Origin of the sequence: Microbacterium sp. C448 (assembly GCF_000582705.2) — a bacterium.
Taxonomy (GTDB): Bacteria; Actinomycetota; Actinomycetes; order Actinomycetales; family Microbacteriaceae; genus Microbacterium; species Microbacterium lacus_A.
Map to the genome: position 1 here is coordinate 1 of NZ_HG779739.1, position 6395 is coordinate 6395.

Consider the following 6395-nt stretch of genomic DNA (forward strand, 5'->3'; position numbering starts at 1 on the left):
GGGGGGACAGGCGGGCCCCGCCCCGACCACCGACGCAGAGCCTGTCGCCGGCGGCGAGCTGACGCTCGAGTTCTGGCCCGACAACGCAGCCTTCGCGTGCGTCGATCCGTTCCAGACCTACTGGATCGAGCACCGGCAGGTCATCCGCAATGTGGCCGACTCCCTGACCGACCAGGACCCCGAAACGGGTGAGCTCGTGCCGTGGCTCGCAACGGACTGGAGTGTCAGTGACGACGGCTTGACCTACACCTTCATCCTGCGCGACGGCGTGACGTTCTCGGATGGCACCCCGCTCAACGCTGACGCCGTCGTGCGCACCTTCGAGAGCGCGCTCGAGACCATCCAGGCGGTACCGGGGGCCTATGGAGGTGTGTACGTCGCGGGTCTGGAGGCGGCGACCGCCGTCGACGACGACACCGTCGAGGTGTCTTTCTCGACCCCCAACTCGTCTTTCCTGCAGGGGACCTCCACAACCAACCTGGCCATCCTGGCCCCCTCGTCGTACGACGCGACGCCCGAGGAGCGGTGCCTCGGCGACGTGGTCGGCTCTGGCCCGTTCGTCCTCGACTCGTACCGACCGGGGGAGGGGATCGATCTGAGCAAGCGCGACGGGTACGACTGGGCCAGTGACCTGAACGACCACCAGGGCGAGGCGTATCTGGACGCGGTCCGCATCAATTACGTCGCCGAGGACAGCGTCCGCGTCGGCAATCTGGCGAGCGGGGCGAGCGACGTCGCGTGGCCACGCAACCCGTTCACCCCCGAGGATCGGACACTGCTTGAGTCCAGCGGCGCGACGGTCCAGTCGCGCCCTCTGCCCGGGGTGTCCCAGAGCCTGTTCGCGAACACCGCTGACGGGGCGATTCTCGCCGACCCCGCTGTGCGGCAGGCGTTGCAGAAGGCCATCGACCGCAAGACCTATGCGGCGACGATCTACGGCGCCGATTACCCCGTCGTCGACGGTGCGTTCAATTCCACGACTCCGTTCTTCGAGCCGCAGACCGAGGCGCTCGCATACGACCCCGAGGGTGCCGCCGAGATCCTCGAGGATGCGGGCTGGGTGCTCGAGGACGGTGAGGACTATCGCGAGAAGGATGGTGAGACCCTCACGATCGTGAGGCCCATCACGGCCGAATCCCCGGGCGACGTGCTTCTCCAAGATCAGCTCAAGCAGGTCGGCATCAACTTCGAGCTGCGGGTCTACCAGGCCGCGGAGCGGGCATCGATCATCTCCAATGGCGACTACGACGTTCTCGTCACGTATTACACGCGGGCCGAGCCCTCTGTCATCCAGTGGATCATCGACGCCCGCTACGCGTCATCGAAGGCCTTCGCGAGCGGCGTTGCGACCCCCGAAACCGCGGCCGAGATCCAATCGCTCTTCGACGAAGGGTTGACCGCGACGACTGCCGAGGGGCAGAAGGCGGCGTACGACGCGCTCCAGAAGGTCTTGGTCGATGAGGGAGTCACCTTCCCCATCTTCGAGCGCGTGCAGTACGCCGCGACGGCCCCAGGGGTGCACGGGTTCCGGTTCACCAGCGAGTCGTTCCTGTCGTACTACGACATCTGGAAGTCCGAGGAGTGACATGACGGGGTACGTGCTCCGACGGATCGGTCAGGCAGTCGTCGTCCTCTGGGCGGCGTATACCGTGACCTTCGTCATCCTCTACCTGCTCCCGAGCGACCCGGTTGCGCTGCAGTTGGCCGCCAACAACGTCGAGATCGATTCGCTCAGCCCGGAGCAGCGCGAGGCCGCCGCGGCGAGGCTCGGCCTCGATCGACCGGTGTGGGAGCAGTACCTCGGCATGCTCCTCGGAGCGCTTCGCGGCGACTTCGGGGTGTCGTTCGCCAAGCAGGTGCCGGTCGGCGAGTTGATCGCCGACCGGCTGCCGCCCACCGCGATCCTGAGCGCGTTCGCGGTACTCATCGCGCTCGTCTTCGGGGTCGCCCTCGCACTCTTCGCGACGTGGCTGCCGCGGGGACCTGTCGCCGCGATTCTTCGGCGCGTGCCGGCGGTGGGCGTCAGCGTCCCCGGGTTCTGGATCGGCCTCCTCCTCATCCAGGTCTTCGCGTTCACCCTCGGCTGGTTCCCTGCAATGGGAAACGAGGGGCCCGCCAGCTATGTGCTGCCGGCCATCACGATGGCCATTCCGACGTCGGCGGTGCTCGCCCAGGTGCTCATCCGCAGCTTCGACGACACCCTGAGCGAGCCTTACATCGCGACAGCTCGCGCCAAGGGACTCAGTCGCTGGTCGGTGCAGCTGCGACACGCGTTCCGCAACGCGGCGCTGCCGACGTTGACGATCTTGGGTTTGCTCCTCGGAGCGACGGTGACCGGGTCGATCGTCGTCGAAACAGTGTTCTCGCGTCACGGCCTGGGGCGGCTCGCGCAGGAGTCCGTGCTCGCGCAGGACGTGCCGGTCGTGCAAGCGATCGTCGTGCTTGCGGCAGGGGCGTTCGTCGTCGTCAACCTGATCGTGGACCTGCTTTACCCCTTGCTCGATCCCCGGATCAGCCATACCCCGAATGTGAGCCGCGCATGACAGTCACTGTGCTCGAGAGTCCGCCCACCACCGACTTTGACGCGGTCCCGAGCGGACCCGCGGCAGCCGCGCCCACCGCCTCGCTCGCTCGAACACGTCGACCTGTGGGTGCTCTGCTACGGCGATTCGGAGTGATCCTCGCCCTCGGAATCATCCTGTTCGCCGTTCTCTCGGCGGTCGTTCCGCAGCTTCTGGCAACCTACGCCCCCACGGCCACCGCGCCGCTCGATCGGTTGCTGCCTCCCAGCCCAACGCACTGGTTCGGAACGGACGAACTCGGGCGAGATCTGTATTCGCGGGTGGTACACGGCTCTGCTCTGACGATCGCGGCCACAGCGCTGGCTGTCGGACTGGCGCTCGTCGTCGGGCTGACTCTCGGTGTGCTTTCGGGATTCGTCGGCGGCCTCACTGATTCGATCGCGATGCGGATCGTGGATGTGTTCCTGGCGATCCCCGGGCTGCTCCTGGCGCTGGCGATCGTCACGGCCCTCGGGTTCGGAACCATCCCTGTCGCCATCGCGGTCGGGATCGGAATCGTGCCCGGCTTTGCGCGCACCACCCGTGCCGAAGTCCTTCGCGTGCGGACTCTCCCCTATATAGAGGCAGCGCGCGCGGGGGGTGCCTCCTGGACCCGCATCCTGATCACGCACATCCTGCCGAACTCGTGGGGGCCTGTGATGGTGCTTGCCGTGCTCGACATCGGTGTCGCCATCCTCGCGGTCGCGTCGCTCAGCTTTCTCGGGTTCGGCGCCGCACCACCGGCCGCCGAGTGGGGAACTCTGATTGCGAACGGACGAAACTATCTCGTTACCGCGCCGTGGGTCTCGCTGATCCCCGGTCTCTTTGTCGCCGTTGTGGTGCTTTCGCTCAATCACCTCTCCAAGACGCTCGAGGAGGTCCAGAGATGACGAGCTCGGTCGTCAAGATCCGTGATCTACGAGTCGAATATCGCCGCGACGGCCGTGTCACCCAGGCGGTGCGAGGTATCGACCTCGATATCGACAGGGGGGAGCGTGTCGCGATCGTCGGCGAATCCGGATCCGGAAAGAGCACCGTCGCGCTCGCGCTTCTCGGGCTACTGCCTTCGTCGGGACACATTGTGGAAGGCTCCGCGCGTGTCGCCGACGTCGAACTCGCCGGGGCATCCGAACGGACCGCCCGCCGTATCCGGGGGCGTGTTGTGGGTCTTGTGCCGCAGGATCCGACGGTTTCGCTCAATCCGACGCAGCGGGTGGGTCACCAAGTGGGCGAAGCCGTCCGGCTACGTGGCGTCCCCCGACCGCTCGTCGATGCCGCCGTCGTCGAAGCGCTCACGCAGGCGGGCATCGATGATCCGGTGACACGCGCCAGGCAGTACCCCCACCAGCTCTCCGGCGGCCTGCGGCAGCGCGTGCTGATCGCCATTGCCCTCGCGGGAGATCCCGACGTGCTCGTGGCGGACGAACCGACGAGCGCGCTCGACGTCACCGTGCAGAAGCAGATCCTGGACCATCTGGACGCCCTAGTACGCGAGAGGGGGATCGCCCTCGCCATCATCACGCATGACCTCGGGGTCGCGGCAGACCGCGCGGACCGGGTCATCGTCATGCAACACGGCGAGGTCGTCGAGCAGGGCCCCGCCCTCGATGTACTGGCCGCGCCCCGGCACCCCTACACTCAGCGCCTCGTAGCGGCTGCTCCGGGCCTGTCCGCAGCGGTTGCGCCACAACGAGCGGTCGCCGAGACACCCGTCATCGTGCGCTGGGAGGGTGTCACGAAGGACTTCTCCCTTCCCCGTGGATCGATCGAGCCGACCGTGCGAGCGGTGGACAACGTGACGCTCGCGGCCCACGCCGGACAGACGCTCGCGATCGTGGGTGAGTCGGGGTCGGGCAAGACGACCCTCTTGCGGATCGCGCTCGGACTGGAGCTGCCCACGACGGGACGAGTGGTCTTTGCCGAACAAGATCTGACGGCGCTGGATTGGCGCGCCGCACGGCCACTTCGTCGGCGGTTCCAACTCGTGCAGCAGAATCCGTTTGCCGCGCTGGACCCCCGATTCAGCGTCGGACGCTCGATCGCCGAGCCGCTCACGTCCTTCCGAATCGGCAGTCGCGCCGAGCGCCGCGCGCGGGTGGCGGATCTCATCGATCTGGTGGGACTGCCGAGGGATGCAGCAACCCGGCGCCCTGCAGAACTGTCTGGCGGGCAACGCCAACGCGTCGCGATCGCCCGCGCGCTCGCGATCCAACCCGAACTGATCTATCTCGACGAGCCCGTCTCGGCTCTCGATGTTTCGGTCCAGGACCAGATCCTTCGCCTGCTCGCGCGACTCCAGGAGGACCTCGGTGTGGGCTACGTGCTCGTTTCCCACGACCTCGGGGTCGTAGCGCAGGTGGCGCACACGGTCGCGGTCGTTCAACGCGGACGCGTCGTGGAGACCGGAGCCGCCGCCGCCGTCCTCGGTGCGCCCCAGCACCAGTACACGAAGGCGCTCCTCAGCGCCGTGCCCGGCGCGCGTCTGAGATCGGATTTTGCGTCGAGAGAGGTCGTCATCCCGTGAGTCGTTACATCGTGGTGGGGGCGGGGGCCATCGGAGGCCTTCTCGCGGCCCAGTGGACTCTCGCCGGTGTGCACTCGATACTTCTCGCGCGAGGGGTGACATTCGACGCGATCAGCGAGCGCGGAATCCGGGTGCGTCGTCCTCACGGCGACGACCTCATCCGTGTGAACGTGGTCGAAGATATTCAGGCCGCCGCTCCGACCTCGTCCGACACGATCGTGCTGGCGGTGAAGGCGCAAGATGCCGAGGCTGCCGTGGCCGCAATCGCCTGGGTTCCGCTCGCCGACGAGCGCGGTGTTGTCGCCGATTTGCCGATCTTGACGCTGCAGAACGGACTCTGGGCCGAAGGCGTCGCGCTACGTCGCTTCGACACGGTTCTCGGCGTCTCGCTCGGCATACCGGCAAGCCACCTCGAACCGGGCGTCATCGTCTCACCCGCGTACCCGGTGATCGGGGCTGCCTGGATCGGCGGCTATCCCCGTTCGCTTCCCGGCGATGAAGAGCGACATCGAGCAGCCCTGGCTCAGGCGGGATTCGCGACCGCGGTCGAACCTAACATCGCCGCGGCCAAGCGACGCAAGCTGATCGCGAATCTGCGGAATGTCGTGGATGTCTTCGCCGCCTCTCGCGACGAAGCCGAACGCGCCGAGGCGGCGCTCGTCGAGGAGGCGCGATCGATCTTCGAGGCCGCGGGGCTCGCCGTCGCGCCGCCTCCCATCGATGACGTACGACTTTCCATCGGGGATGTCCCGGGCCACACGCCCGGTCGGCTCTCGACGTGGCAGAGCTTCGCTCGCCGCACCAGCAACGAGGTGGACTTTCTGAGCGGCGAGATCACCCGTATCGCTCGATCGATCGGCGCCGAGGCGCCCCTGAACGCCGCCGTCGCGCGAACTCTCGGCGCGCTCGGCGCCCGCGGTGGAGGCCCCGACGAGATCGCTTTGCCGATCGAGTTCGACTACGACCTTCTCGTCGGCGCGCGCGAGAGCCAGAGGGGGCGGTGAGCCGGGACGTGATCTTCGACATCTACGACGACCCGGGAGTGCTCCTCGCGGCATCGGTAGATCGATCCGGATGGCCCGAAGCGGTCGCGCCTCGCGGTGTCGTCCAGCCCCGCTCGGTCGAGGGCGTTCGCGCGGTGCTCGCGTGGGCCAACCAAACCCGTACAGCCATCGTCCCCCGGGGCGCGGGAAGTGGGCTCGCGGGCGGCGCGGTCGGAGTAGCCGATGCCGTCGTGCTCGACCTCTCCGGGCTCGACCGCATCATCTCGATCGACCCGAACGAACAACTCGCGCGTGTCGAGGCGGGAG

General features: G+C 67.4%; 6 protein-coding genes. All 6 read left to right on the plus strand.

The window, feature by feature from the left end; all coding sequences use genetic code 11:
- A partial coding sequence (locus MIC448_RS11710) for an ABC transporter substrate-binding protein (RefSeq protein ID WP_036299877.1) occupies nucleotides 1-1585 on the plus strand: 1585 nt, incomplete at its 5' end.
- Between the two features lies 1 nt (nucleotide 1586).
- The gene (locus MIC448_RS11715) at nucleotides 1587-2543 is read left to right on the plus strand and encodes an ABC transporter permease (RefSeq protein WP_036299879.1); all 957 of its coding nucleotides are present in this window, start codon (nucleotides 1587-1589) and stop codon (nucleotides 2541-2543) included.
- The gene (locus tag MIC448_RS11720) at nucleotides 2540-3451 is read left to right on the plus strand and encodes an ABC transporter permease (protein ID WP_051513697.1); all 912 of its coding nucleotides are present in this window, start codon (nucleotides 2540-2542) and stop codon (nucleotides 3449-3451) included. The genes MIC448_RS11715 and MIC448_RS11720 overlap by 4 nt, the downstream gene beginning before the upstream one ends.
- The gene (locus MIC448_RS11725) at nucleotides 3448-5085 is read left to right on the plus strand and encodes an ABC transporter ATP-binding protein (RefSeq protein WP_051513698.1); all 1638 of its coding nucleotides are present in this window, start codon (nucleotides 3448-3450) and stop codon (nucleotides 5083-5085) included. The genes MIC448_RS11720 and MIC448_RS11725 overlap by 4 nt, the downstream gene beginning before the upstream one ends.
- Nucleotides 5082-6089, plus strand: coding sequence for a ketopantoate reductase family protein (locus tag MIC448_RS11730; protein ID WP_051513699.1), 1008 nt, complete (start codon nucleotides 5082-5084; stop codon nucleotides 6087-6089). Before MIC448_RS11725 ends, MIC448_RS11730 begins: the two co-directional genes overlap by 4 nt.
- The coding region (locus MIC448_RS11735; RefSeq protein ID WP_036299882.1) for an FAD-binding oxidoreductase at nucleotides 6086-6395 on the plus strand (310 nt) is incomplete at its 3' end. The genes MIC448_RS11730 and MIC448_RS11735, both read left to right, overlap by 4 nt.